The 24,142-nt window shown below is 44.3% G+C and carries 19 protein-coding genes, 4 tRNA genes and 1 other annotated feature; of the genes, 15 read left to right on the forward strand and 8 right to left on the reverse strand.

The features are described from left to right. Positions 1 to 13 precede the first annotated feature (13 nt). Together R7Z49_RS14595 and R7Z49_RS14600 are read right to left on the reverse strand one after the other, a co-directional pair. Positions 14 to 1,579 carry an anthranilate synthase component 1 gene (locus R7Z49_RS14595; protein WP_258489726.1) on the reverse strand — a complete coding sequence of 522 codons (1,566 nt, stop codon included), beginning with the start codon at positions 1,577 to 1,579 and terminating at the stop codon, positions 14 to 16. Between the two features lie 126 nt (positions 1,580 to 1,705). Further along, positions 1,706 to 1,809: a sequence feature (Trp leader region), on the reverse strand. Further along, positions 1,756 to 1,881, reverse strand: coding sequence for a Trp operon leader peptide (locus tag R7Z49_RS14600; protein ID WP_132936804.1), 126 nt, complete (start codon positions 1,879 to 1,881; stop codon positions 1,756 to 1,758). It overlaps the preceding feature by 54 nt. 95 nt (positions 1,882 to 1,976) lie before the next feature. On the opposite strand from R7Z49_RS14600, the gene rnm reads away from it, so the two are divergent. Continuing rightward, on the forward strand, positions 1,977 to 2,834 hold the full coding sequence (gene rnm, locus R7Z49_RS14605) for an RNase RNM (RefSeq protein ID WP_005386777.1): 858 nt from the start codon (positions 1,977 to 1,979) through the stop codon (positions 2,832 to 2,834). A gap of 59 nt (positions 2,835 to 2,893) precedes the next feature. Then, positions 2,894 to 3,514, forward strand: coding sequence for an L-threonylcarbamoyladenylate synthase (locus tag R7Z49_RS14610; protein WP_005376791.1), 621 nt, complete (start codon positions 2,894 to 2,896; stop codon positions 3,512 to 3,514). A gap of 93 nt (positions 3,515 to 3,607) precedes the next feature. On the opposite strand, the gene R7Z49_RS14615 is transcribed toward R7Z49_RS14610, so the two are convergent. Next, positions 3,608 to 4,318, reverse strand: a complete 711-nt coding sequence (locus R7Z49_RS14615) for a calcium-binding protein (protein WP_005376796.1) — start codon at positions 4,316 to 4,318, stop codon at positions 3,608 to 3,610. Positions 4,319 to 4,883: 565 nt separating this feature from the next. Between R7Z49_RS14615 and rluB the strand changes: the two genes are divergently transcribed. Beyond that, the gene (gene rluB / locus R7Z49_RS14620) at positions 4,884 to 5,822 is read left to right on the forward strand and encodes a 23S rRNA pseudouridine(2605) synthase RluB (protein WP_005376798.1); all 939 of its coding nucleotides are present in this window, start codon (positions 4,884 to 4,886) and stop codon (positions 5,820 to 5,822) included. A gap of 187 nt (positions 5,823 to 6,009) precedes the next feature. On the opposite strand, the gene R7Z49_RS14625 is transcribed toward rluB, so the two are convergent. Beyond that, positions 6,010 to 6,330, reverse strand: a complete 321-nt coding sequence (locus R7Z49_RS14625; protein WP_005376800.1) for an HI1450 family dsDNA-mimic protein — start codon at positions 6,328 to 6,330, stop codon at positions 6,010 to 6,012. A gap of 2 nt (positions 6,331 to 6,332) precedes the next feature. Further along, positions 6,333 to 6,899: an elongation factor P-like protein YeiP gene (yeiP, locus tag R7Z49_RS14630; RefSeq protein ID WP_005376801.1), complete on the reverse strand. Its 567-nt coding sequence runs from the start codon at positions 6,897 to 6,899 to the stop codon at positions 6,333 to 6,335. Between the two features lie 194 nt (positions 6,900 to 7,093). On the opposite strand from yeiP, the gene R7Z49_RS14635 reads away from it, so the two are divergent. Beyond that, on the forward strand, positions 7,094 to 7,861 hold the full coding sequence (locus R7Z49_RS14635; RefSeq protein ID WP_258489724.1) for a nucleotidyltransferase domain-containing protein: 768 nt from the start codon (positions 7,094 to 7,096) through the stop codon (positions 7,859 to 7,861). Here the strand turns inward: R7Z49_RS14635 and R7Z49_RS14640 are convergent. Further along, positions 7,858 to 10,221: a DNA polymerase II gene (locus R7Z49_RS14640; RefSeq protein WP_318111786.1), complete on the reverse strand. Its 2,364-nt coding sequence runs from the start codon at positions 10,219 to 10,221 to the stop codon at positions 7,858 to 7,860. The genes R7Z49_RS14635 and R7Z49_RS14640 overlap by 4 nt on opposite strands. Before the next feature lie 427 nt (positions 10,222 to 10,648). Here R7Z49_RS14640 and uvrY point away from each other — a divergent pair, with 427 nt between their 5' ends. From uvrY to nspC, 10 genes are all read left to right on the forward strand, one after another. After that, a complete protein-coding gene (uvrY, locus tag R7Z49_RS14645; RefSeq protein ID WP_005386783.1) occupies positions 10,649 to 11,293 on the forward strand; it encodes a UvrY/SirA/GacA family response regulator transcription factor in 645 nt (214 codons plus the stop codon). A 1-nt stretch (position 11,294) separates the two neighbouring features. Next, entirely contained in the window at positions 11,295 to 13,127 is a 1,833-nt protein-coding gene (uvrC, locus tag R7Z49_RS14650) for an excinuclease ABC subunit UvrC (RefSeq protein WP_132936801.1), read from the forward strand. A 46-nt stretch (positions 13,128 to 13,173) separates the two neighbouring features. Then, entirely contained in the window at positions 13,174 to 13,731 is a 558-nt protein-coding gene (gene pgsA, locus R7Z49_RS14655) for a CDP-diacylglycerol--glycerol-3-phosphate 3-phosphatidyltransferase (protein WP_005394805.1), read from the forward strand. 463 nt (positions 13,732 to 14,194) lie between these two features. Next, positions 14,195 to 14,268 (forward strand) — tRNA-Cys (locus R7Z49_RS14660). Positions 14,269 to 14,305: 37 nt separating this feature from the next. Continuing rightward, a tRNA-Gly gene (locus R7Z49_RS14665) sits at positions 14,306 to 14,381 on the forward strand. A gap of 77 nt (positions 14,382 to 14,458) precedes the next feature. Continuing rightward, a tRNA-Leu gene (locus tag R7Z49_RS14670) sits at positions 14,459 to 14,545 on the forward strand. A gap of 13 nt (positions 14,546 to 14,558) precedes the next feature. Continuing rightward, a tRNA-Gly gene (locus R7Z49_RS14675) sits at positions 14,559 to 14,634 on the forward strand. An 897-nt stretch (positions 14,635 to 15,531) separates the two neighbouring features. Then, the gene (locus tag R7Z49_RS14680) at positions 15,532 to 18,408 is read left to right on the forward strand and encodes a pyridoxal phosphate-dependent class III aminotransferase (RefSeq protein ID WP_318111787.1); all 2,877 of its coding nucleotides are present in this window, start codon (positions 15,532 to 15,534) and stop codon (positions 18,406 to 18,408) included. An 18-nt stretch (positions 18,409 to 18,426) separates the two neighbouring features. After that, positions 18,427 to 19,671: a carboxynorspermidine synthase gene (locus R7Z49_RS14685; protein WP_132936799.1), complete on the forward strand. Its 1,245-nt coding sequence runs from the start codon at positions 18,427 to 18,429 to the stop codon at positions 19,669 to 19,671. Positions 19,672 to 19,774: 103 nt separating this feature from the next. Continuing rightward, the gene (nspC, locus tag R7Z49_RS14690) at positions 19,775 to 20,908 is read left to right on the forward strand and encodes a carboxynorspermidine decarboxylase (protein ID WP_132936798.1); all 1,134 of its coding nucleotides are present in this window, start codon (positions 19,775 to 19,777) and stop codon (positions 20,906 to 20,908) included. A gap of 78 nt (positions 20,909 to 20,986) precedes the next feature. On the opposite strand, the gene R7Z49_RS14695 is transcribed toward nspC, so the two are convergent. Further along, positions 20,987 to 21,499, reverse strand: coding sequence for a glycine cleavage system protein R (locus tag R7Z49_RS14695; protein ID WP_005376814.1), 513 nt, complete (start codon positions 21,497 to 21,499; stop codon positions 20,987 to 20,989). A 222-nt stretch (positions 21,500 to 21,721) separates the two neighbouring features. Continuing rightward, positions 21,722 to 22,624, reverse strand: a complete 903-nt coding sequence (locus R7Z49_RS14700) for a DUF3943 domain-containing protein (RefSeq protein ID WP_005376815.1) — start codon at positions 22,622 to 22,624, stop codon at positions 21,722 to 21,724. A gap of 191 nt (positions 22,625 to 22,815) precedes the next feature. Here R7Z49_RS14700 and R7Z49_RS14705 point away from each other — a divergent pair, with 191 nt between their 5' ends. Next, complete coding sequence (locus R7Z49_RS14705) at positions 22,816 to 24,048, forward strand: CinA family nicotinamide mononucleotide deamidase-related protein (RefSeq protein WP_132936797.1); 1,233 nt, start codon at positions 22,816 to 22,818, stop codon at positions 24,046 to 24,048. Positions 24,049 to 24,142 lie beyond the last annotated feature (94 nt).

The raw sequence follows: 24,142 nt of genomic DNA on the forward strand, positions 1-24,142 counted from the left end.
TGAACCCTATTCCTTATTGTGAATTATGCGCTGCTTGGATAGCAGAGATTACCGCTTGTGCTTTGCCGCGCGTTTCGTCTGCTTCCGCTTGTGGATCAGAGTCGAACACCACGCCAGCACCAGCTTGAACTTGAGCAATGCCGTTCTCAACGTACGCTGAGCGAATCACGATACAGGTGTCGAGTGTGCCTTCACCAGTGAGGTAGCCAACAGCGCCGCCGTAGCTACCGCGTCGTGCGCCTTCTACATCGCGAATCAACTGCATGGCACGAATCTTAGGTGCGCCGGTGAGCGTACCCATGTTCATACATGCTTGGTATGCGTGCAGCGCGTCTAGGTCTTCACGCAGTTGACCAACCACACGAGACACCAAGTGCATTACGTGGCTGTAGCGGTCGACTTTTAGAAGGTCTGCTACGTGGCGAGTACCAGATTGAGCAATACGAGCGACGTCGTTACGTGCCAAGTCAACCAACATCATGTGTTCTGCGTTTTCTTTCATGTCGGTGCGCAGTTCAAGTTCGATGCGACTATCTAGGTCGAAATCAATCTCGCCGTTAGGGCGCTTACCACGGCGACGTGTGCCTGCGATTGGGTAGATTTCAATTTGGTTAGTGTCGGTTTCGTACTTAAGCGCGCTTTCTGGTGATGCGCCAAACAGAGTGAACAGCTCATCTTGCATGTAGAACATGTAAGGGCTTGGGTTACTTTGTTTCAGTTCTTTGTAAGCCGCTAGTGGAGAAGGGCAAGGTAGAGTGAATCGGCGAGATGGTACAACTTGGAATACATCGCCTTTCACTACGAACTCTTTTAAGTCGCGAACAGTTTGGCAGAAGTCTGCATCAGATACGCTAGGTTCTACCGTTACGTCAGCGATTTGTTTTGCGCTTGGCAGTAGTTTTGGCGCTGCACACTGAGCGCTGATTTCTGCAATACGAGTCTCTAACGCGGTTTTCTCTGAACCATCAACAAACAACGTCGCTTGAAGCTGGCAAGATTCCGTTTGATGGTCGACAACAAGTAGTGTTTCCGCTACGTAGAAAACGTAATCTGGACACTGATTTGTTGCTTTTGCATTACCAAGCGGCTCGAAGTTTGCGACTAAGTCGTAGGCAAACAGACCACCAAGGAAAATTGCGTGTTTGTCTTGCTGTGAAATATCAAAACTATGCTGAACCAAACGCAGCGCATCGAAAGAAGAGGCTTCACGTAGGCGAGAGTCTTCATCTAACGTGTCGCATGGCTGGTTAAACTGCAAAGTTAGCGTTTCGCCATCGAACTTGCTCTCAACGTCACCACGGATGTTCTGGTTTAGGTGAGACAGTAAGTTTTTACCGTTATTGGTCAAGGCGTGCATGCTAACGGTATGGCCGAAGCAAACAATGCGAACCGCTGAATCTACGATCAGCAGGGATTTTAAATTTTGCTTTGAATCGATCTCAGCAGATTCCAGCAATAGGCTGTCAGTTTTGTTCTCACATAGTGTGTGGAACAAGCGAGTCGGGTCTTGAGTATAAGGGACGGAAGCCGTTAGCACTTCAAGCTGTCCAAGTTTCTTAATTTCAATGGCCTTGTTCACAAGACCTCCTTGTAGCTGTTTAAATCTTCCTGCCGTACATAGTCGCATAAAGCAAACGTTCTCCCAATCTAGACTTGGCTATATTCGATTAATGTTTAGGCAGTTGAATGTGAAATGAGCAACAAAACAAAAAAGCCCGCTTAAGTAGCGGGCTTTACAACGTTTGGTTCTATAAACTAGAAGTATACGTTTGCCCACCAAGAACTAGTCCAAGTGCGCCACCAAGCAAGATCTGATGAGTTTGCCTTATTAAGACAAACCGTAACTTTCGCTTTTTGGTTTTGGTTAAATTCTTGTAACATGGTGAACCTTAAATTACGTACTTTGTATTTGTGTACTAGTTAACTAGTGCGAGAGTAAAAAGTCAACCCCAAAACGGCATTAAAACGATAAAAATATGAGAATTGATTTACATAGTCACACCACTGCATCGGACGGTCGGTTAGAACCTAAAGATTTAGTGGAAAGGGCGCTGAGTTTTGATATCGAGGTTTTGGCGATCACTGATCACGATACGGTTGACGGTTTGGCGTTAGCTAAGCAATACGTTCAAGATAATAATTTGCCGATAAAAATCATCAATGGCATTGAGATATCGACCGTCTGGCAAAACAAAGACATTCATATTGTCGGCCTGAATATCGATCCGGAAAATGAACAATTATCTGCCCTCATAGAACAACAGAAGCAGCATCGCATAACACGATCTGAGTTAATTGCAGAGCGACTACAAAAAGCAACTCGAGTAGGTGTGCTTGAAGAGGTAAGACAAATCGCCGGTGATGCTCCAGTGACAAGAGCGCATTTCGCGAAATGGTTGGTAGATAATGGTTACGCAAAAACCATGCAAATGGTGTTTAAAAAATACCTAACGCGTAATAACCCAGGTTATGTACCACCGAATTGGTGTTCGATGAAGGATGCGGTTGATGCTATCCATGCGGCTGGTGGAATGGCGGTATTAGCGCATCCTGGTAGATATAAGTTGACAGCGAAGTGGATTAAGCGTCTTCTAGCAGCGTTTGTCGAAGCGGGTGGTGATGCGATGGAAGTTGCACAGCCACAGCAAGCGCAACAAGAAAGGCGCAACTTGGCTGATTATGCTATACAATACAAACTATTAGCCTCTCAAGGCAGTGATTTTCACTACCCATCACCGTGGATGGAGCTAGGAAGGAACCTATGGTTGCCTGCTGGCGTCGAACCAGTTTGGAAAGATTGGGGAATAGATCCTTCGTTGAATAATACTCAGTAATACGAAGTCGAGAACCCATAAAAATATAGAGCCGAGAGGCTCGATAATGAGGAATTACAATGAGCCAGTTTTTTTACGTTCACCCAGAAAACCCACAGGCTCGCTTGATTAATCAAGCAGTAGCAATCATTCGTAACGGCGGCGTTGTGGTTTACCCTACTGATTCAGGGTATGCACTTGGCTGTCAGTTGGAGAACAAACAGGCACTGGAACGAATCTGTCAGATTCGTCGTCTGGATGATAAGCATAACTTTACTTTACTGTGTCGTGATTTGTCGGAGCTCTCTCTCTATGCGCGAGTGGATAACTCTGCATTCCGACTGCTGAAAAATAACACACCAGGTCCTTACACCTTCATCTTCAAAGGCACAAAAGAGGTGCCGCGTCGTTTGATGAATGCAAAACGTAAGACCATCGGTATCCGTGTTCCAGACAATCAAATTGCCTTGGACTTGTTGGAAGCATTAGGTGAGCCGATGATGTCTACGTCGTTGATTCTACCTGGCAGTGACGTAACAGAATCTGATCCAGAGGATATTCGCGATAAACTAGAACATGCGGTTGATGTGATTCTTAATGGCGGTTACTTAGGTGAACAACCTACGACTGTAATTGACTTTAGCGAAGGTGAACCTGTTGTGGTTCGTTTGGGATCTGGTGACCCTGCACCATTCGAATAGTAGACGCACACCACCGTCAAACAAAATAGGAGGCATCGCGCCTCCTATTTTAGTTGTCATATCGAATATCTCATTGAACTTAACTGATTGAGGTTAAGCGAAATCGAAAATGTCGATACCATTTTGTTCTGCATAGTTGATGTATGCAGAGCTCACACCGTTTAGTGTCACTTCAACATTGTATTCATCACTTGAGAATACTGCCCAGCCACATTCATTGTAAGATAAAGTCAGATCATCCGCTGAATCCAAGAACGTATCTCGAATGCCATCGTTATCAGTGTCTCGGCCCATATCAAAGACAAGTTTGTCATGGAAAATATTAAAATCGACAATGTCGGCTTTGACATCAATATCGTTGGAAGATACTGGCTGATCAGGTACACCAATAGCCAGGCGGTTTGTAAGCACGAAGGTGTCGTCTCCACAGCCACCGCTCAGTACTGATTCACCATCACCAACAACGAGGGTGTCGTTACCCCAGCCACCACTCAAGTAGTTGTTGCCTGAATAATCAAAAATTGTGTCGTCGCCACAGCCACCAAAGAGTTTGTCGTTTCCTAATCCTCCGGATAGGAAATCGTTTCCAAAGCCGCCAGAAACAAAGTCGTTACCTCGGCCACCAAGCAAGGTATCATCTCCCCAGCCACCGAAGACAATATCATTACCTCCGTATCCTACAAACTTATCATCACCACAGAAGCCGAAGAAAATATCGGTTGTTTCAGAGCCTTTTGTGCCTGTCATATCGTCATCTTGAGATGTCCCAAAAATCCAATTTAGGTCGAGATTTAGCATAGACATTGTTCTATTCCTTTTTGTCTGATTTATGCCAATCGCCGAGAGTGCAGAGCGAACCTAGAGAGTCAGAGTACACGATAGCATTAGTGTTATTTTTGATGTGAACTAATGACTTAAAGACAATTTTTGTCTTGTTACCCACGACCTTGTTTTGCTATGAGCGCTCATTGTCTGCGGTGATTGGTATTACTTAGCAGCAAACCGGGACGGCTTATTCTTCGTTGCTTTCTAGCAATACGAACAGTAAACACACCCCAAGTGGTTATTGTTGTAACCCTGACAATTTTATCAGGTACAGCGTGGTTAAAGTGGTTCAGGAAGACCGATATTAGTGGGATTCTCGTTGATCAATGCCTGCATTAAGTAGTAAAAAAGTTGCAGAATAGGACAAATATTTCGGTCATTTTTGAAGTGAATTTTGGTGTGGAGAATGGCGCCGATTTAGCTTACATTAACTAAGAAAGTTACGTATAATGTCCGACCGAAAAATCCCACTGAAATGGGTAAATAGCAAAATGCAGACCAATCCTGGTCTAGACGTCTGTGAAGACGACACATAGGTAGATAAATGAGCGAAAAGTTACAAAAAGTATTAGCACGTGCTGGTCACGGTTCTCGTCGTGAGATTGAATCGTTAATTAAATCTGGTCGCGTTAGCGTGAACGGTGTAGTCGCTAAGCTTGGTGAAAGACTTGAAGACGAGAGCAGCGTAGTTCGTATCGATGGTCACATTGTCTCTGCAAAGATTCAAGAAGAAGTGATTTGTCGTGTACTTGCGTACTACAAACCTGAGGGTGAACTGTGTACTCGTCACGATCCAGAAGGTCGTCGTACTGTTTTTGATCGTCTGCCAAAAATTCGTGGCTCTCGTTGGATTTCAGTTGGTCGTCTGGATGCGAACACTTCTGGTCTTCTACTTTTCACAACGGATGGTGAACTGGCGAACCGCTTAATGCACCCAAGCCGCCAAGTTGAACGTGAATACCTAGTACGTGTGTTCGGTGAAGTAACTGAACAGAAAGTTCGTAATCTAGTAAAAGGTGTTGAACTGGAAGACGGTTTAGCTCGCTTTGAAGATGTTGTTTACGCGGGTGGTGAAGGCATGAACCACACGTTTTACGTTGTTATCAATGAAGGTCGTAACCGCGAAGTTCGTCGACTATGGGAATCGCAAGAGTGTACCGTTAGCCGTCTGAAACGTGTTCGTTACGGCGACATCTTCTTAGACAAGAAACTGCCTCGTGGCGGTTGGATGGAGCTTGACCTGAAAGAAGTAAACTACTTGCGTGAGCTTGTAGAGCTTCGTCCAGAGAAAGAAACCATGCTTGATCTGAACAAAGACAACACGTCACGCAAACGTGAGCGTGCACGCAGCCAAAAAATTCGTCGCGCAGTTAAGCGCCATGAAGAGCGTGTTAACACACCAAAAGGTCGCAGCAACAACCCTTCTCGTCGTAAGCCGAAGAAGACTGCTGGTGACCAAGGCGCACGCAACAAGCATCGTTAATCGATAGCAAAACATCAGAAAGGCTTGCCAATTCGGCAAGCCTTTTTCTTATCTGTTACATAACAAAAGGATCTAAAGCCGATATAGAGCAGGGTGCTTTGGATAAACAAATATCTCAGCTAAACAAAAACAACAGATAAAAAAATACCAGCACTAGGCTGGTATTTTTGTTCATGATGAAGAAACGTTAATCGCGTTTCCAAAGCATATGGCAGAACTTATGTTCAGGGTCTCGGCTGATTAGCATACGAGCAAATACGTCATCAAGAACGTCATTTTCCTCATTTACTAGGCCGATACGAACCTCTGCATATACTTCTTTGTCGATCTCGAAGCCAACATGTTCAACCCAGTCATCACCGGTTTCAACAAGTTCTGCGGCACCACGATCTTCAAATTGCGCAGTAAACAGAATCACGTCAGCAGGCTCTAGGTTATCTGGAGCCATCTCAAGGAAAATGTCGTACGCTGCGTCGATGACGTCGTCGTAAGAAATCAAATCAGACATGCTTATGCTCGGCTCATGTATTTACGTTCAGCTGTGTTAATGATAACACGGTCACCAGTTGCAATGTACTCAGGAACCTGGATGACAAGACCTGAAGCGAAGCGTGCTGGTTTAGTACGAGCAGATGCAGAAGCACCTTTGATTGAAGGGTCAGTTTCTTCAATCACTAGCTCAACAGAAGATGGTAGCTCAATACCCACTGCAGCACCGTTAACAAGGATAATGTGGATACCTTGTGTATCTTCGTTGATGAACAGCATGTCGTCTTCAACTTCATTGTGCTTGAATGTGTATTGTGAGTAGTCTTCGTTATCCATGAAGATGTGCTCATCGCCGTCAGCGTATGAGTACACAACTGCACGTTTGTTCATTTCTACCGTTTCAACAACGTCATCAGACTTGTAACGCTCATCTACACGTGCGCCCGTGTTTAGATCTGTACAACGCATTTTGTAGATTTTAGCGCCGCCACGACCGCCAGGAGTCGTTACTTCGATGTCTTTAACTAGAAGAGTTTTACCATTAGACTCGATTGCGAAGCCTTTTTTGATTTCACTTGCCTTTGGCATTGTATATTCCTATTCATACTTATTAAGCAAAACTCGGTGATTATAGCGCTAAGTTAGCCGCCTAGCATTAAAATTCATTGCAGAAATTTGTTGTTACTCCCATGACTAAACACCTGAATGGACTTGATTCGGTGAGTCGGCTAAGAGAACATATAGCCCAACTTCTTGAACCATCTGAGAACACGTTTTAAGTCATGTCTCTGCCTGTTATCGATCCTAAACAACCATTTCAACCAGAGTTTGCGCCTTTAATTAGGGAAGTCATCGCTTGTCTCAAAGGTGGACTGGGGCAAAACTTACACAGCGTTTATGTATACGGTAGTGTTGCTCGTAAAACAGCGATCGTTGGGAAGTCGAACTTAGACCTGGTTGTCGTTACTCAATCATCCTTTGAGCACAATCGCGCGACTTTGCTCAACACAATTAAGTGGCGTGCGCAGCAGAGTTACCCTCACGTTAATGGTGTATCGGTCCGTACAGCCTTAGTGAGTGAAGTAGCTAATTTAGACAGTATTTTCACTTGGGGCTTTATGCTTAAGCATTGCTGTGTCTGTGTTTATGGTGATGATCTAGCAGACTGCTTCGGTGATTACGTCCCAAGTTGGGAAATTGCTAAGCACTGGAATATGGATGTGGAAGATTGGATTACGGTGTATCGCAAAAAAATCGTACAAGCGAAGACGATAGAAGAGCAGGTGGCCGCCCAGCGCGTGATTGCTAAAAAGTTACTAAGAGCGTCATACTCTTTGGTGATGTATCGAGATAAACGTTGGTTTGATGACCCTATACAATGTGGCAAGGTATTCTTAACTTATCATACTGAAAAGCAGCTTGAGATCGAGCGGCTAGAAATTTTACTTTCTGGCCGGGGTATTCCCAAGCGTTCTGTTATCGGGCTAATTGATGCGTTTGGTGATTGGTTAGTCAAACAGTACCAGAAAACAGAGTTTCGTATCGGCTAAAACAACCCCATTTGTGGCGCTGAAAGCCTGTCAAAGTCCGTCCCAATGAAAGGGAGAATCGCATCCGCAACAGGTTTGAGTTGTTTATCAATGTAATGTTGATAATCAATAGGGCTATTGAGGTACTCATAAGGTTCAGGGCCGTTCACGGTAATAATGTATTCAATTCGCCCTTTGTTTTGATACTGTAATGGGCGGCCAAGCTTGGCATTTATCTCATCCGCTAAACGAGCTGCACGCACTTGTGGCGGGACGTTCTTCTGATACTCATGCAGTTTTCTGCGCAGTCGCTTTTGATACACCAACTGTTCATCAAATTCACCGTTGTTAGTTTTCTCAACCATCTCTCGGACATAGTCGCTTGGATCTTCACCATGGAAAATCATGCTATAGAGTGTATTTTGAAATTTCTGTGCTAACGAGGTCCAGTCAGTACGGGCACTTTCTAACCCTTTAAATACAATCCGTTCTTGCTCTCCTTCACCGATTAAACCCGCATAGCGCTTTTTCGAGCCAGTTTCTGCGCCACGAATCGTTGGCATAAGGAATCTGCGATAATGGGTTTCATACTCGATTTCCAACATAGATGTTAGGTTGTACTCAGAACGCAGGTGTTCTTGCCACCAAGAGTTGATGTAATCAACTAATTGATTTCCAACAGCGTCAGCTTCTACTTGACTGTATGGTCGATTCAACGACACGAATGTGGAATCCGTATCGCCGTAAATCACTTGATATCCTTGCTCCTCAATCAGCACCTTAGTTTGCTTCATGATTTCATGTCCGCGCATGGTAATACTAGAAGCTAACTGAGTATCAAAGAAACGACATCCCGATGAGCCCAGTACGCCATAAAAGGAGTTCATGATGATTTTGATTGCCTGAGAAAAAGCTTTTTCATTGTTCTTCTTTGCAACATCACGTGCTGCCCAAAGCTTTTCAATCATTTCTGGTAAAAAGTGTTTCGTACGATGGAACTGCCCACCGCGAAAGCCAGGTACAGCCTGATTTTCTTCTTTTCCAATATCGAGCAATAACCCCTCAACTAAACCCATAGGATCAATCAAGAAAGAGCGAATAATCGATGGATATAGACTCTTAAAATCCAATACTAAAACAGAATCATATAGGTTAGGGATGGAGTCCATCACGTAACCTCCGGGGCTGGCAATCCAATTTTCAGGGTGTAGGTTTGGGGCGACGTAGCCTGCTCGGTGTATCTGAGGCATGTATAGGTTTGTGAATGCTGCAACCGAACCGCCAACACGATCCAGTTCGACACCAGTGAGACGAGAGCGCTCTATTGCAAAGTCTAGTAGGTGAGTGTGATTGAAAATCTTATTCACTAACACGCAGTCTTGTAAATTATATTTAGCCAGCGATGGTTTGTCGGAGCGGTACATACGATTGATCTCATCCATGCGGTCATGCACGTTGTGGATTTCTTTCCCTTCCCCCAAGAGTTCTTGAGATACAGACTCTAATGACCAAGATCGAAAGTGGTAAGTAGCCGTTTTTAGCGTATCGATACCATCCATCACAACTAGCCCGGGAATGGAGATAAACCCTTGTTGGCTTTGAGATGAACTTCTAAAAAAGCTGGCTTGGTCTGCTCTGCCAAGCATTAGCTTCATGTTGTGCCATTCTGCTCGTTTGTGTAGCAGACGAAAGTCAAAATCAATGACATTCCAACCGACAATGACATCGGGGTCGAATTTTTTAAACCAATCGATGAGTGCTTCTAGAAGCGCTTTTTCATCCTTAACCCATTGTATCGGTGTCTCCGAAGGTTCTGGCTCTCCGATCATGATAACGCGGGAATCCATGACGCTGTCTAATCCGATTGAGTAAAGAATGCCTTTCTCAGAGCATTCTAGATCTAACGAGACAACGTTTAACTTCGGCTCATATTGCCCCGCACGGCATTTTGCGCTCTGGACGCGTTGGTAGCCATTGGTGCGAGTCACATTGCCTGTAAACTCGATACTGCCTTTGATAAAACGCTCCATTAGGTAGCGATCGGCGAGGCGAATATCACTTTCATACGTAGTGATATCTTTTTGAGCGAATGTGTCTTTGAGTGCGAGAGCGTCTCTGGTTACATTGGTATAGCAGGCAGCAAGAGGCGTATGTTCAAACGTTTTGAGATCCAAAAGGCGGATGTCGACGAATATGTTTTTTTCTCGTGCGAGTGTCTTTGCTTGCTCTGAGTGTTTCTGAGCGATGAAAAATACTGGCTTCTCACCATTAATAAGTAACTGAGTAGGACCTGCTTCTGTCGAAAGCCACAGCTCGATTTGAGTTTGACCTTTGATGTCTCGTGCCTGTCGAGTTAGCAGGAAGCCTTGTTGAATATTCAAATGTGAGAAACCTTAGAAAACTTGAAGAACGTTAGTTTAACACTAAGAACTGTAAAAATAACCAGTAAAGAAAGCGTCTCAAATTTTTGCTGGAATTAGTGATTACAAGTTAGTCTTTGGTGCAAGAGGGACAGTGTCATTTTAAGTTATAGCGTGTTTCTCTGGGCAATATGAAACCTAGTTACTTGATTTATTGTACTTAATGTTGTTAATTGTCTTTTCTTAGATTTCGGTTCTGCTCATCACGCTCTAAAATAATAGAGTGGTTTATGAATAAGTTCTTGCTAAAGTTTGCGTTTCAGCACATATTCATAGAAAGCAATTTTTTGTCGATTACGTTAGTATATAGGCAGTCATACTGATATCCACATTTAACAAATAATGGTTATGTGGGTGCAGAACCAATACAAAGTGTGGAGATACAAGTTTGATAAATGTTTTCCTTGTAGATGATCACGAGCTGGTTCGCACAGGGATACGACGTATTATTGAAGACGTCCGTGGAATGAACGTAGCAGGAGAAGCTGACAGCGGTGAAGATGCAGTAAAATGGTGTCGCAGTAATCATGCTGACGTCGTTTTAATGGACATGAACATGCCAGGAATTGGCGGCTTGGAAGCCACTAAAAAAATTCTTCGCGTGAATCCTGATGTGAAAATCATCGTACTTACCGTTCATACAGAAAACCCGTTTCCAACCAAGGTGATGCAGGCAGGTGCGTCTGGTTATTTAACCAAAGGTGCTGGCCCTGACGAAATGGTGAATGCGATTCGTGTAGTTAATAGTGGGCAGCGTTACATCTCGCCAGAGATTGCGCAGCAGATGGCATTGAGTCAATTTTCTCCAGCCTCTGAGAACCCTTTTAAAGACTTATCCGAACGTGAATTGCAGATCATGCTTATGATCACCAAAGGCCAAAAGGTAACGGATATTTCTGAGCAACTTAATTTAAGTCCAAAGACAGTCAACAGCTATCGCTACCGACTCTTTAGTAAATTGGACATTAATGGTGACGTTGAGTTAACTCACTTAGCGATTCGCCACGGAATGCTGGACACCGAGACCCTTTAGCGTGAATCCTCCTTTCGATTCGGCTTCCTTTCTCAAGACAGTAACTCATCAGCCCGGCGTTTACAGAATGTACAACGCCGAAGCTGTTGTAATCTACGTAGGTAAAGCCAAAGACCTTAAAAAGCGCCTTTCAAGCTACTTTCGGAAAAAAGTAGACAGTGAGAAAACTCGCGCGCTTGTCAGTAATATCGCCAAAATAGACGTCACGGTGACTCACACTGAGACAGAAGCGCTGATCTTAGAGCATAACTACATCAAGCAGTATTTGCCGAAATACAATGTGTTGCTGCGAGATGATAAGTCTTACCCTTATATCTTTATTAGCGGTCATAAGCACCCACGGCTTTCTATCCACCGTGGCGCCAAGAAGCGCAAAGGTGAATATTTTGGCCCCTACCCAGATTCTGGTGCAGTAAGAGAAACATTGCATTTGCTGCAAAAGATATTTCCTGTGCGCCAGTGTGAAGACACTGTCTATTCCAACCGAACGCGCCCATGTTTGATGTACCAAATTGGTCGTTGTGCAGGACCATGCGTTAATACCATCATTTCTGATGAAGAATATGCAGAGTTGGTTGGCTTTGTGCGCATGTTTTTGCAAGGCAAAGATCAGCAAGTACTCAAACAACTGATCGAGAAAATGGAAGTTGCCAGTCAGCAATTGCGCTTTGAAGATGCCGCTAAATTTCGCGATCAAATCCAAGCGATTAGGCGTGTTCAAGAGCAGCAGTACGTCTCAGAAGACAGCATGGATGATATGGATGTACTCGGGTTTGCTCAGGAGAATGGTATCGCGTGTATCCATATCCTGATGATACGTCAAGGCAAAGTGCTTGGTAGCCGTAGTCATTTTCCGAAAATACCACAAAATACAAGCCAGCAGGAAGTGTTCGATAGTTTTCTGACTCAATACTATTTGAGCCATAACGAAGCACGTACAATTCCTTCTCGTATTATTTTGAATCAAGAGTTGGCAGAAGATATTGCGCCAATACAGAAAGCGTTAAGTGAAGTGGCAGGCCGTAAGGTTCATTTTCATACGTCGCCAACTGGCTCTCGAGCAAGGTATCTCAAGCTTTCGAACACGAATGCACTAACGGCGATTACCACCAAAATCAATCACAAAATGACGATTAATCAGCGTTTTCATGCGCTTCGCGAAACATTGAATTTGGAGTCTATAGCTCGAATGGAATGTTTTGATATCTCCCATACGATGGGGGAAAGCACGATTGCGTCATGTGTGGTGTTCAACAATGAAGGCCCCGTTAAGCAAGAGTATCGTCGCTACAACATTACTGGGATTACCGGTGGTGATGATTACGCAGCAATGGGACAAGCGTTGGAGCGCCGTTATTCGAAGCAATTGGACGTAGAGAAAATTCCCGACATCATCTTTATCGATGGCGGTAAAGGTCAGTTAAATCGTGCGCATGACATCATTTCGCAGTACTGGGGGGATTGGCCAAAGTGTCCTATCATGATTGGTATTGCAAAAGGCGTTACTCGCAAACCAGGTTTAGAAACGCTGATTACAGTCGATGGGGACGAGTTTCATTTACCAAGCGATGCTCCTGCGCTGCATCTTATTCAACATATTCGTGATGAAAGCCATAACCATGCTATAGCGGGGCACCGTGCTAAGCGAGGTAAAACCAGACGTACGAGTGCACTCGAAGGGATTGAGGGAATCGGCCCTAAACGACGTCAGGCGTTACTCAAGTACATGGGTGGGTTACAAGAACTTAAACGTGCAAGTGTCGAAGAAATCGCCAAAGTACCGGGAATAAGTCACTCTTTAGCAGAAATTATTTTCCAAGCATTGAAACAATAAGGAAAATCGCGCAACATTAAGCCGCAATGTGTAAGAGAATAATAAAATGCGTTTGAATATCCCGAACATTCTGTCTCTTCTTAGACTGTTCCTAATCCCTGTTTTTGTGGTTGTCTTTTATCTACCTTATTCATGGGCACCGTTTGCAGCAGCAATGGTGTTTTGGGTAGCGGGTTTTACTGACTGGCTTGACGGCATGTTGGCCCGTAAACTTGGCCAAACTTCTCGTTTTGGCGCGTTTATTGATCCTGTCGCTGATAAAGTGCTAGTGGCAACGGCATTGATTCTAATCACGGAACATTATCATTCAATTTGGGTGACCATTCCTGCGGTAACGATGATTGCGCGAGAAATCATTATCTCAGCATTGCGAGAATGGATGGCTGAAATCGGTAAGCGAGCGAGTGTTGCGGTATCTTGGGTTGGCAAAGTAAAAACTGTTTCGCAAATGTTCGCCTTATGGGTGTTGATATGGCGTTACGATGAATGGATGGTTTGGCTAGGCTTTGCGGCCTTGTATGTGGCAACTTTCTTGACATATTGGTCAATGATTCAATATTTAGCTGCTGCGAAAGACGATCTGTTGAATGAAGAGCACCATTAAATACTGATGTTAGAAAGCAGGCTTAGTAGCCTGCTTTTTTGTATCTAAGGCAATCTACAGCATTTTTTTGCTTCTCTCGCTTTTCAATGCTTGTTAACGGCCATGCTTGCAATTTGTATCTGGGGCTTTTGCTTCGATAGAGTTCTATTTGTGATCTAAGTCTTGTTTTTGTCCTTGGAGAGTCTTAGAGAGGCGAGTCTTCTGATTATTAATACTTCAATGCACGCAACGCACGGCCAGCAGTGTAAGGCGTAGCCAAAGTTTTATGATAAACAAGTGTATTTAAGCGATTTTTAGTATTAAAACTAAGCAATCCATCGTCTTTCGCACAAATTCTAGTCAAACGATTTAAAAAAATAAAAATAGTGTTGACTCGATCGCTCGAATCCGTAGAATGCATCCCGTACCCAAGAGAGCACGGCTCAAAAGGGTTGTGAAAAAGCTTAGCTTTATTCACAAATGAGGCGCCTTGGCAGAGTGGCTATGCAGCGGATTGCAAATCCGTGGACCTCGGTTCGACTCCGGGAGGCGCCTCCATTATTCTTTTGAGAGCGAATGGCTTTCGAGAATAAATGCGACACTAGCTCAGTTGGTAGAGCGCAACCTTGCCAAGGTTGAGGTCACGAGTTCGAACCTCGTGTGTCGCTCCAAGTTTTATTGATATGGCATTAGCGGTATCAGATGGTGTTTTACTTTTCTGTAAAGGCATCACAAAGAATATTTGTGTGCCCTGGTGGTGGAATTGGTAGACACAAGGGATTTAAAATCCCTCGACGTTCGCGTTGTGCCGGTTCAAGTCCGGCCCGGGGCACCATCTCATATTAAATGCGACACTAGCTCAGTTGGTAGAGCGCAACCTTGCCAAGGTTGAGGTCACGAGTTCGAACCTCGTGTGTCGCTCCAGATTTAAGGCCTAACATGAAAATGTTAGGCCTTTTTCGTATTTTTTGAAAATCTCAAACTTCTTTTCTGTCACAGACTTCGTTAAGTAACGAACCCTTTGTCTCATTGACTCAAGTGATTGTTCATTCTGCCATTGCAAAGCATCTTAGCCATTCCTACTAGTCTATGTTTAAACCATCACTTGTGGAGAATAACCACTCTTGAACCAGGCAAAGCTGTGACGAGAATGCTATCTTTTTAAATGTTCCGGATATAGAAAGGAATGTTTTACGATTAAGCAGCACAACCTTAAACCTCTGTTGGGTGAGGTGATGATATCTCAAGAATATTTGTTTAAATAACAGCTGTTTGAGAGAAGCAGAAAAGCATAGCTCATGAATATGAACATGCGAGTTACGATGGGGTATGTTTTGTTGTGATTTACATCACTGTTACTAATATGAAAAATCGTTGCCAGAAGATTTTATTTTGTGATAAATTCGCGCGCAATCTCGGAGCGTAATTAACAACGTTTGATCTCTGGGGGATACGCGTAGTGACCATTCAAGCTGATTGTGACACTGCGTAGGGTAGGTATCGGCAAAGCCTTTTGTCGATAGACGGGATACTAATGCTGTAAACGCGGCATATTAATGGGAAACCCAACATTGAAACCTTTGAATAAACACACACTAATCAGCTTCATACTGCCGAAATGTCCTGTTTTACAAAACGGGTGCATTACAGAACCTTGATTAATCCCTTTTACATATAAAGTCGCGAGTATCGTGGCGGATGATCTGTATTTGTCATTTATGCACTGACAAATGCGGAGGGGTATTCACACCTCCTGTAATTTCATTCTAATGATTATTAATACAGGATACAGAATTATTATAATTCAAGGGATTATGTAGTATGAGCACTGCCTTTGAAGTCGATAGCAATATCGCAAACATTTTTTCGTCTCAGGTTCCTATCGTTGAGGGAACGTATGACTTAACGCCAGATCAAGTATTGATTGATCAGGCTGAGCATGAATCTGAAGTACGTTCTTATCCACGTCGTTTGCCGATCGCAATTAAACAAGCCTTTGGGTGCTTGGTTGAAGATACGCGTGGACAGATCTTTCTAGACTGCCTTGCTGGGGCAGGCACTCTAGCTTTGGGGTATAACCATCCTGAAATAAACCAAGCTCTGAAAGAGCAATTAGATTCAGGACTGCCATATCAGACGCTAGATATTGCAACATCAGCAAAAACGACGTTTATTCAATCTGTTAAGTCTTTTCTTCCTCAAGAGTTAAGCGAGAACAGCGTTATCCAATTTTGTGGCCCGTCTGGAGCTGATGCGGTTGAAGCTGCTATCAAGCTCGCGAAACAGACTACCGGTCGCAACACTATGTTTGCCTTCCGTGGCGCATACCATGGTATGACTAATGGTACGATGGGGATGATGGGTAACTTAGGCACGAAAGCTCGTCGAACCGGTTTGATGTCGGATGTGCACTTTATGCCTTTCCCATACAACCTGCGTTGTCCTTTTGGGCTTGGCGGTGACGAAGGTGCGAAAGCAAGTATTCGCTATATCGATCGTCTTTTAAACGATGATGAGTCAGGCATTATGAAGCCTGCCGCGATTATCGTGGAGCCAGTGCAAGGTGAGGGTGGTGTTGTTCCTGCGCCAGCATTCTGGCTACGAGAGTTACGTCGTATTTGTGATGAACACGGTATCTTACTGATCTTCGATGAGATCCAGTGTGGTGTTGGTAAAACTGGCTACAATTTCGCGTTCGAAGATTCGGGCATTGTTCCAGATATTCTGTGCTTATCAAAAGCAATTGGCGGTGGATTACCAATGTCGCTATTGGTTATCAACAAGCAACATGATACATGGAAGCCGGGCGAGCACACAGGTACATTTCGTGGTAACCAGTTAGCCATGGTCTCTGGTGCGAAAGCATTAGAAATTATCCAACGTGATAATCTTGTTGAGCATGCCAATATTGCGGGTCAGTACTTGCGCTACGGCCTTGAAAGTATTCAAAAGCGTGTGAACTGTATCGCAGAGGTTCGTGGCAAAGGTTTGATGCTAGGCGTGGAGATTAAAAATCCAAACGGTGAGCTCAATAAATTTGGTGAACCTCAAGCGGATAGTGAACTCACACTTTCTATTCAACGCGCAGCACTCGAGCGTGGCTTGATCGTTGAGAAAGGTGGACGCGAAGGCGCAGTAATTCGTTTCCTTCCTCCTCTTATCATCTCGTTTGAGCAAATCGACTTTGCTTTACGTGTATTTGAAGACGCGATTTTAGCCGCTGGCGGTAGTCACATCGAAACTCAGCCACAAGATGAATGGAAGAAGCATTTCATCCACACTGGAGAGATGGGCAGCAATGAATTTGCTTCGGTGATGAATCACACTACTACGGCAATGAAGTCAGTGTTTGAACAAGTGACTGCACCGTATTCAGGTATGGATCCAAAAGCATTGGAAACAGCGATTCACGACGTTGATCTTGATAATGGAAATGCGCCTCTTAAAACCGTTATCGACGATGCTGCTGAGCTGGTCGCGAAAAACGCAATTTTTACTCAACATCCAGATTGTATTGCTCACCTACATACTCCACCGTTGATGCCAGCGATTGCGGCAGAGGCAATGATTGCGGCTTTGAACCAGTCGATGGACTCATGGGATCAAGCTTCATCAGCGACTTATGTTGAACAGAAAGTTGTGAACTGGCTATGCGATAAATATGAGTTAGGTGAAAAAGCGGACGGTATCTTCACGAGCGGCGGCACGCAAAGTAACCAAATGGGTTTGATGCTTGCGCGAGATTGGATTGCTGACAAACTCAGTGCACACTCAATTCAAAAGCTTGGCCTTCCTGAATACGCAGACAAGCTACGTATTGTATGTTCGAAAAAATCCCACTTCACGGTTCAAAAATCAGCCTCTTGGATGGGATTGGGTGAAAAAGCGGTCATGACCGTCGATGCTAATGCCGATGGAACGATGGATGTCACTAAATTAGACGAAGTTCTCAATCAGGCCAAAGCAGAAGGTTTGATCCCATTTGCCATTGTTGGTACAGCGGGTACAACGGACCACGGTGCTATTGATGACTTAGACTTTATCGCCGATATCGCAGCGAAACATGACATGTGGATGCACGTCGACGGTGCATACGGTGGAGCTCTGATTCTAAGTAGCCAAAAAGCGCGTCTGAAAGGTTGTGAGCGTGCACATTCCATCAGCGTAGACTTCCATAAGCTGTTTTACCAAACCATCAGTTGTGGTGCGCTATTGGTAAATGACAAGTCTAACTTTAAATTCCTGCTTCACCATGCAGACTATTTGAACCGCGAACACGACGAACTACCGAACTTGGTGGATAAGTCTATTGCGACAACTAAGCGTTTTGATGCGCTCAAAGTGTTTATGACGATGCAAAGCGTAGGGCCAAAAGCCCTAGGCGATATGTATGATCATTTGCTTGAGCAGACGCTTGAAGTGGCGGACATGATTCGAGATACCAAACACTTTGAGTTGTTGGCTGAACCATCACTGTCTACGGTTCTGTTCCGCGCGACACATGAATCAGCGGATCTTGATGAACTGAACAAAACGTTGCGCTTAGAAGCGTTAACACGCGGTATCGCGGTATTGGGTGAAACCATTGTCGACGATAAAACTGCATTGAAATTTACGATTTTGAACCCGTGTCTGACGACGGCGGACTTTGAATCTTTGCTCTCAAAAATCAATACGCTAGCGGCAGAGCTAGTTTAACAAAGGTAACGGAAAACTATGGCAATTCTACAGATTGGTGCAGGCGGCGTTGGCTGGGTAGTTGCACATAAAGCAGCACAAAACAACGACGTTCTGGGTGATATCACAATCGCATCACGTACCGTAGGTAAGTGTGAGAAAATCATCGAATCGATTCAGAAGAAAAATAATCTGAAAGATTCAACTAAGAAATTAGAAGCGCGAGCGGTAAACGCGGACGACGTAGATTCTTTAGTTGCTTTAATTAAAGAAGTACAACCTGACTTAGTGATCAACGCAGGTCCTCCTTGGGTGAACATGTCTATTATGGAAGCATGTTACCAAGCTAAAGTGTCATACCTTGATACATCTGTTGCGGTTGATTTGTGCTCTGAAGGCCAACAAGTACCTCAAGCTTACGATTGGCAGTGGGGCTACCGTGAGAAGTTTGAAGAAGCGGGCATTACAGGTATTCTTGGTGCTGGTTTCGATCCAGGCGTAGTATCGGTGTTTGCCGCATACGCAGTCAAGCATCTGTTCGATGAAATCGATACTATCGACGTAATGGATGTAAACGCAGGCGACCACGGTAAGAAGTTCGCAACTAACTTTGATCCAGAAACGAACATGCTTGAGATTCAAGGCGATTCGTTCTACTGGGAAAGCGGCGAGTGGAAACAAGTACCTTGTCACTCACGTATGCTTGAGTTTGAATTCCCGAATTGTGGTTCACACAAAGTGTACTCAATGGCGCACGACGAAGTTCGATCTATGCAAGAGTTCATCCCTGCGAAACGCATCGAATTCTGGATGGGCTTTGGTGACCGTTACCTAAACTACTTCAATGTGATGCGCGACATCGGTCTACTCAGCCCAGATCCACTAACGCTTCACGACGGTACGGTTGTTCAACCTTTGCACGTGCTAAAAGCACTACTACCAGATCCAACATCACTCGCGCCAGGCTACACTGGCCTAACGTGTATCGGTACTTGGGTTCAAGGTAAGAAAGATGGTAAAGAGCGCAGTGTATTTATTTACAACAACGCTGATCACGAAGTCGCATACGAAGATGTTGAACACCAAGCTATCTCATATACCACTGGCGTACCAGCGATCACTGCTGCTTTGCAGTTCTTCCGTGGCAAATGGGCAGACAAAGGCGTGTTCAACATGGAGCAGCTAGATCCTGACCCATTCCTAGAAACCATGCCATCTATTGGTCTAGATTGGCATGTTCAAGAACTGGAGCCAGGACAACCTGTTATCCATAAATTGAAGTAAGAATTTAGCGACTCTTATTTGTACGTTTAAGCCGATGCACTTGCGTCGGCTTTGTTCGATTTTATAGTGCCTTTGCTAAGGCGAAGGGACGTAAGGTATCAAAATGCAACAAAACGAACTAAAAACGCCATACTTCATGATCAATGAAGATAAGCTGATTGAGAATCTAGAGAAAGCAAAACAGCTAAAAGACATCTCTGATGTGAAGCTTGTATTAGCACTGAAGTGCTTCTCAACATGGGGTGTATTCGACATCATCAAGCCTTACCTAGACGGAACAACAAGTTCTGGCCCGTTTGAAGTGAAGCTTGGCTACGAAACGTTCGGTGGTGAGACACACGCATACAGTGTGGGTTACAGCGAAGATGACGTTCGCGATGTGGCGGACATCTGTGACAAGATGATCTTTAACTCTCAGTCACAGCTAGCGGCTTATCGTCATATTGTCGAAGGCAAAGCATCGATTGGCTTGCGCCTAAACCCAGGTGTGAGCTATGCAGGGCAAGACTTAGCAAACCCAGCGCGTCAATTCTCTCGTCTTGGTGTTCAGGCTGATCACATCAAACCGGAAATTTTTGATGGTATTGATGGCGTAATGTTCCACATGAACTGTGAGAACAAAGACGTGGATGCGTTTATCGGTTTACTCGATGCTATTTCAGATCAGTTTGGCGAGTACCTAGATAAGCTGGACTGGGTAAGCATGGGCGGCGGCGTGTTCTTCACATGGCCGGGGTACGATATCGAGAAGTTGGGGTTAGCACTTAAAGCGTTCTCAGAGAAACACGGCGTACAAATGTATTTAGAGCCGGGTGAAGCGATAATTACTAAGACAACTGATCTCGTTGTAACAGTGGTTGATATTGTAGAGAACGTAAAGAAGACGGCGATTGTCGATTCAGCCACAGAAGCTCACCGCTTAGATACGTTGATCTACAATGAGCCAGCGTCAATTCTTGAAGCATCTGAAAATGGTGAACATGAGTATGTGATCGGCTCGTGCTCTTGTTTGGCTGGTGACCAGTTCTGCGTAGCGAACTTCGAACAGCCTCTAGAGATAGGACAGCGTCTGCATATTCTAGATAGTGCCGGTTACACCATGGTGAAACTGAACTGGTTTAACGGTCTACGTATGCCGTCGGTTTACTGTGAACGCTCGAATGGTGACATTCAAAAACTGAATGAATTTGACTACTCTGATTTCAAACGTTCACTATCTCAGTGGTCAGTGAAATAAGACGCATCGCGCCATAAGCACCAAAAGAGCAGCTTAATCGCTGCTCTTTTTTATTGGGGAAACGATAACAGTACGTGATTAACTCTCCACAATCACACGAGTGTCTTCACTCAGAGATTCTAACTCATTGGCTATGTCTTCAATTTCTAGCTCGCTAGGCAGTTTTATCGCCATTTTAGCGCTGAATAAGCTAGAGCTTACCCCTCCGCCTCCAGCAATGAATACACGCTGACAATCCATATCTAAAATTGAGATACCTTGATTATCGAGAACGTGAGTAATTTCATTCACAATACCCGCTCTATCGTTGGCATCTAAACGAAGTTGGAAGATAGTGTCTTCACGATATGAATGAGGCTCAGAGTCGACGAACCTAACAACAAGAGTCTGACAAGAAGAGAACGCCTGTTTAACGATGTCGGCATTTTCTCTTGGAAGCTCTACTTTGATGACACCTGCAACTTGGTCTTCGATAAAGTTTACTTTGCTGATCAGCCATTTCCCGCCGTTTTCGTGTGTGATTGCAGCGAGCTCTTTAATCGTGGCGGGTGACGCTTGTCCGACAAAATTAACAATAAATACGGTGTTCATAATGTCCCCTCCTGGAATCAAGGTTTGGACGCAGTACGAATAAACGTGCTACTTAAGTTATTGGAATAAATCCTTTTATTTAGTGTAGGTGCTAAGGGCGGGTAATGTTTGATGAAAGTCAATTTTTAACACTAATTCGTGATGTAAATAATTAAAACAATGTTCAGAGCACAAAAAAAACAGCCATCGTAAGGCTGCTTTTTACCGAGTATCAACTTAGGATTAGAAGGTTACTTTTAACTCGACACCATAAAATTGACTGTCATAGTTTGCGCCTGCGTCCATGGCGAATTTTGCAACATCTTGGTTTCCAAACCAAGGTGATGAATTGAATTGTAGTTCTGCACTACCGCCCCATGCATCAGTTACCCAATAATGAATATGTCCAACAGGGTTTAAGAAGAAGAGCGAAACATCACCTGCGGTTTCAGAACCCATAACTTCGCCGCCGTTTGCAATAATGTCTTGCTCAGCCGTTAACATCATTTCACCAACAACAGCACCAAAGAATGGTGTGATAAAAATATCCTGCCAAGATGGTACTTCTGCGAACGCCTCCACGCCATACTCCCAAAAGAACGTCGACATCGTTGCGGAGTACAAAAACGACTGAAATTCATTATAGCCAGCGTGACGTGCTGCCGTGTAGTAAACGCCGCCAAAATATGGGTGCATGATGTAGTTGAGGACATGTTCATCGCGATCCCAAACGGGGCCGTCAGAGACATTATCTTTCCACTTTTGCCCCAACTTACTCATGTCTCGGTCTTCTTCGTCCCATTTGGTGATACTTTCTGGAAGAAAAGTCATCATGCCTACGGTCGCGATACTGAGACCTAGAATGGTGTAGGTTTGACCCATCAGATAATCCCAGTCTTTATCTTGAGGGATGATGAGATGTTTAGGCTGAAGCCCTGCGTCAAGGTTTAGCGAATCATCATTATTCTGTTCATACATAACACCGCGATTTTGAGCCTCGAAGGTGTACAGAGTCGTCGTTTCGCAGTAACCTGACAAGCAATCAGGTGTGTAAGAAAACTCTGTATGACGGCTTAGGTCATAGTGACTTGCGTGCGCAAGCGCTGACGAAGCCAAGCAAAGGCCTGTTAGAGTCGTCTTGAACATGGATGATTTTGACACAAAGGTCTCCGAGTTAATGGTGTATGTTCGGGCTCGTAATTATCCCTCAAAACATCAATCATTTAAACACTTGACCCTTATTTAGTCCCAACAAACCTCGGCGAGATTTGTCCAAATAAAAAGAAAAATAAGCGCTATAGCGAAAATAGGATTGTGCTTACGTTCAGGAGTCAGTTGTGAAAATAGCAATGCTTAGTACTGGTGAGGAAGTCCTCCACGGTGATATTGTTGATACTAATGCGGCATGGTTGTCTAGCCTGTTTTATCAACATGGATTTGGCTTAACAAAGCGCTCAACGGTTGGTGATAGCCTATCGAGTTTGGTTGAAGAGTTTTTAATGCTCAGCTTTAACAACGATGTGGTTATTGTTAATGGTGGTTTAGGCCCTACAACGGATGACATGAGTGCCGCCGCCGCCGCGAGAGCCGCCGATTGTAAACTGGTGCTATTCAAAGAGTGGTTGCAGCATCTAGAAAGTTTGTATGCTCGACGTGGCATCCCTATGCCGGACAGTAATTTAAAGCAAGCAATGCTGCCAGAAACGGCAGAGATATTGGACAACCCGATAGGCACTGCTTGCGGTTTCAAAATGCTGATTAATGATGCCATTTTTTATTTCACACCGGGTGTACCAAGTGAATTTAAGCTCATGGCAGAGACGCAAATTCTTCCCGATCTGAGAAGAGTGTTTCCCGATGTTCAAGGTTCATGTTGTAGTCGAATCTACACGTTTGGTCTGTCTGAATCCGGTATTTCAGATAAGCTAGATCAGCTAAAACTTCCTCAAGGCTATGAGCTAGGGTATCGCTCTTACTTGCCTTTTATTGAAGTGAAACTTTTTGGTCCTTCAGATCAGATTGAACAGCGTTTGAAACTCGTACAGATAATTAATAAACACCTTGAGAGTAATACCGTTAGTATTGACTTACCTATGGTTGAAAATGTCGGTCAGTTGTTGGTCGATAAAGGACTAACAGTGTCGACCTCCGAAAAAAGTAGCGGAGGATACTTAACGTACTGGCTAAACGGTGATGAAAACGCTGAAAAGCAACTAGGGCATGGTTGGATACTACCGAGCCTGACTCAAGCGATGGCCAACAGCGGAGATCCATTAGCGGAAACGTTTGCTCTGGCTGGTGCTACGCGAGAGAAGTGTGGGACGGATTTATCACTCGTTACTGGCCATATTGAAGAGGGTGTTTTTTCCGTCGCTTTATCGACACCGTCAGGCGAGTGGGGAGCGTTATATAAACTCTCGAAAAAGTATCAGCGCAGTGATCAAGTTAAAGTGATCAGCACGACAGCTCTAGACTTGTTGCGTCGCTACCTAGAACGTAAACCGATGTTTGCGCATTATGCATTTTTAGAGAAAGTTAAAGAGATGCACCTCCCGAGCAGTGCTTTATAACCAAAGCTCTCTACAGTAGTCTGAGAGACAAAACACAGAGACAAAAAAGCCAAGGTGATTACCTTGGCTTTTGCATTTTATACCGTCGAGTCAA

It is taken from the genome of Vibrio sp. 1562 (genome assembly GCF_033340155.1).
Classification (GTDB): Bacteria; Pseudomonadota; Gammaproteobacteria; order Enterobacterales; family Vibrionaceae; genus Vibrio; species Vibrio alginolyticus.

What these genes read in the sequence shown, in the direction of transcription:
- R7Z49_RS14685 (WP_132936799.1), top strand. Translation starts at nt 18,427, where the DNA reads ATGGCAATTCTACAGATTGGTGCAGGCGGCGTTGGCTGGGTAGTTGCA.
- R7Z49_RS14695 (WP_005376814.1), bottom strand. Translation starts at nt 21,499, where the DNA reads ATGAACACCGTATTTATTGTTAATTTTGTCGGACAAGCGTCACCCGCC.
- R7Z49_RS14680 (WP_318111787.1), top strand. Translation starts at nt 15,532, where the DNA reads ATGAGCACTGCCTTTGAAGTCGATAGCAATATCGCAAACATTTTTTCG.
- rluB (WP_005376798.1), top strand. Translation starts at nt 4,884, where the DNA reads ATGAGCGAAAAGTTACAAAAAGTATTAGCACGTGCTGGTCACGGTTCT.
- yeiP (WP_005376801.1), bottom strand. Translation starts at nt 6,899, where the DNA reads ATGCCAAAGGCAAGTGAAATCAAAAAAGGCTTCGCAATCGAGTCTAAT.
- R7Z49_RS14625 (WP_005376800.1), bottom strand. Translation starts at nt 6,330, where the DNA reads ATGTCTGATTTGATTTCTTACGACGACGTCATCGACGCAGCGTACGAC.
- R7Z49_RS14700 (WP_005376815.1), bottom strand. Translation starts at nt 22,624, where the DNA reads ATGTTCAAGACGACTCTAACAGGCCTTTGCTTGGCTTCGTCAGCGCTT.
- pgsA (WP_005394805.1), top strand. Translation starts at nt 13,174, where the DNA reads ATGCGTTTGAATATCCCGAACATTCTGTCTCTTCTTAGACTGTTCCTA.
- R7Z49_RS14615 (WP_005376796.1), bottom strand. Translation starts at nt 4,318, where the DNA reads ATGTCTATGCTAAATCTCGACCTAAATTGGATTTTTGGGACATCTCAA.
- R7Z49_RS14610 (WP_005376791.1), top strand. Translation starts at nt 2,894, where the DNA reads ATGAGCCAGTTTTTTTACGTTCACCCAGAAAACCCACAGGCTCGCTTG.
- R7Z49_RS14600 (WP_132936804.1), bottom strand. Translation starts at nt 1,881, where the DNA reads ATGTTACAAGAATTTAACCAAAACCAAAAAGCGAAAGTTACGGTTTGT.
- R7Z49_RS14635 (WP_258489724.1), top strand. Translation starts at nt 7,094, where the DNA reads ATGTCTCTGCCTGTTATCGATCCTAAACAACCATTTCAACCAGAGTTT.
- rnm (WP_005386777.1), top strand. Translation starts at nt 1,977, where the DNA reads ATGAGAATTGATTTACATAGTCACACCACTGCATCGGACGGTCGGTTA.
- nspC (WP_132936798.1), top strand. Translation starts at nt 19,775, where the DNA reads ATGCAACAAAACGAACTAAAAACGCCATACTTCATGATCAATGAAGAT.